We start from the raw sequence: 2,179 nt of genomic DNA on the forward strand, positions 1-2,179 counted from the left end.
GACGAGATAGCCCAACATGGTGCTAAAGCCGTGATTCCTCCGCGCAAAGATGCCAAAATCTGGCTTCATGGCAATACCAATGCTGCACCACATCCCCGTGACCAAAATCTCCGTTATATCCGTAAACATGGGCGTAAAAAATGGAAACGTGACTCAGGTTATCATCGTCGTTCTTTGGCAGAAACCACGATGTTCGTTTCAAAAAGATCTTTGGTGGTACTTTATGTTCTCGTAAATTTGACAATCAGGCGGTTGAGTTGTTCATCAAATGTGCTGCGCTTAATCGCATGATTCAACTTGCTAAACCTGTCTCCTGTTCTGTTGTTAGTTAATTATCTATCCTAATATTCTCTATTCTTTTGTCTTCTTTTTATTCATGCAACAACGCCCTAAAATAGTGCAATAGGCTATCTATCAAAAATTTATCAAGACTGACTTTACCAAGTTTTCTATTGCATCACTTTAGATGAAACAGTCCAGTAGGGTGCGTTAAATGAAATGTAACGTACCTTTTGAATGTCAATTAAATGAACCTTTTACAACCTTTTCGATAACAAATGTTTGTGCGTTACGCTAGGCTAGCGCACCCTACTGAATACTTATTATATAAGTCGGCAGGGCTTGGAAATCTCGAAGGAAAATCGACAGATTTTGCAGTTTATCCTCGAATTCCAACCATCACTAAAGACAAAGAAGCCATGGGAGCTTGGGTAAGCTTTTACAGGAATTGGATCAGTCGAGAATTTTTTTCTAATTGTAAGTCATGCTAAATAAAAAATTTATAATAGCTACGTTTGCTTTCATCGTCGCATCTTATCTTAGTGGATGTACTTCTACCGAAGATGGCGTTCCCCCGCAAGTCTGGAGTAAATACAAGTTAGTAATCGCAAAAGAATACAAGCCAGCAAAATATCCTAAAGATGTGTTGAGATGCCATTACACTTTTCGCAAAGAAACTCTAGAGGAAATCGAACAATTTTTTCAGGCTCAATTACAAAAAAATCGGTGGTCTAGATTTAAAGCCAGAGAAGATGAAGCCTATGAAGACTTAAGTCAAAAATTACCTTATACGATTTCTTTTCACGATAATGGGGAAGAAAATCCAATAGTCCGTTTCGGTGATGGAGTAATCTTAGTAAGTACAAATGAGTATTTGGGAGGGCAAAGATTTATTAGAATCTCGCCTGAAGAAGAACGCCAACTCTTATCGATTACAGGCATGGATGGAAGTAGATCTTATACAAATTGTAGCAATTAGCAAGGGTTGATCGCAAAGATAAATCCTCTAACAAAATCGCAGGATTTGAATATTCGTAACAGCTGATCGCGTAGTGGACTGTTTCATCTAAAATAGTGCAATAGGCTATCTATCAAAAAGTTATCAAGACTGACTTTACCAAGTTTTCTATTGCATCACTTTAGATGAAACAGTCCACTACTTGATTGGATTTGTATGACAATCATCGATCTTGTGGTGCGATCGCAGTTTTTTTTAGAAAGCTTGATAACGATATAATCTAAATAAAGACTGTGTAGAAAAGGAAACAAATAGCCATGAGCCAAGCAGAAATTACAGAATCTTTGCTAACTAGCACAGGTTTTTATAGCCTATTTCAAACCTTACCCCTAGAAATCCGACAAGGCTTTCTCCAACTTTTATTTCAAAATAATTCCTCTGAATTAGAAGACTCTATCCTCTATTTAGCTTGTGAAAATTCTCGCAAGGAAGGATTTTTGTCTGAACTTGAGTCACAATCCCTCTTGGAGAGTTTGCCTCAATGAAATATCAAATCGCTAAACGTTTTAAAAAAGATTTAGACAAAATCAGCGATCCAAAGATTCTGGCAAAAGTTAGAAAATGTATTGAAGCAATTGGAACTTTTCAAATGCTGTCCGAAATTCCAGATCTTGAGCCACTAAAAGGGTTTTCGGGATACTATCGCATTAAATTTGATTACAACTATCGTATTGGGATTTTTTGGGATGGAGAAGTTATTGAAATTCTTAAAATAGAAAGTCGTGAGGGATTTTATAAGAATTTTCCTTGATTGCCTTATACATGGTTATCAATTGCCCAATCTTGAGAAACCTACAAAACAATTGCAAATGCTTGTTAATGAGTTACTGGAGTTTAGACTAAAAAAGGAAAAAAAGGCAGAGTAAAAGAGATACAAACTGC

Annotated in this window: 3 protein-coding genes and 1 pseudogene; all 4 read left to right on the forward strand. The window is 36.6% G+C overall.

Features of this window, described 5'->3' with window-relative positions; all coding sequences use genetic code 11:
• Positions 1-332, forward strand: a pseudogene (locus PSE7429_RS22550) (transposase); the annotation flags it as partial.
• A gap of 431 nt (positions 333-763) precedes the next feature.
• On the forward strand, positions 764-1,258 hold the full coding sequence (locus PSE7429_RS22555; RefSeq protein ID WP_009629713.1) for a hypothetical protein: 495 nt from the start codon (positions 764-766) through the stop codon (positions 1,256-1,258).
• Between the two features lie 296 nt (positions 1,259-1,554).
• Positions 1,555-1,782, forward strand: a complete 228-nt coding sequence (locus PSE7429_RS22560) for a hypothetical protein (RefSeq protein WP_009629714.1) — start codon at positions 1,555-1,557, stop codon at positions 1,780-1,782.
• Positions 1,779-2,048 (forward strand): type II toxin-antitoxin system RelE/ParE family toxin, encoded by a 270-nt coding sequence (locus tag PSE7429_RS22565; RefSeq protein ID WP_009629715.1) that lies wholly within the window; start codon positions 1,779-1,781, stop codon positions 2,046-2,048. The genes PSE7429_RS22560 and PSE7429_RS22565 overlap by 4 nt, the downstream gene beginning before the upstream one ends.
• The last annotated feature ends 131 nt before the right edge of the window (positions 2,049-2,179 follow it).

This window comes from Pseudanabaena biceps PCC 7429 (assembly GCF_000332215.1).
In the GTDB taxonomy this organism is placed as follows: domain Bacteria; phylum Cyanobacteriota; class Cyanobacteriia; order Pseudanabaenales; family Pseudanabaenaceae; genus Pseudanabaena; species Pseudanabaena biceps.

Coding starts and splice junctions, on each gene's coding strand:
- PSE7429_RS22560 (WP_009629714.1), top strand. CDS start 1,555: ATGAGCCAAGCAGAAATTACAGAATCTTTGCTAACTAGCACAGGTTTT.
- PSE7429_RS22565 (WP_009629715.1), top strand. CDS start 1,779: ATGAAATATCAAATCGCTAAACGTTTTAAAAAAGATTTAGACAAAATC.
- PSE7429_RS22555 (WP_009629713.1), top strand. CDS start 764: ATGCTAAATAAAAAATTTATAATAGCTACGTTTGCTTTCATCGTCGCA.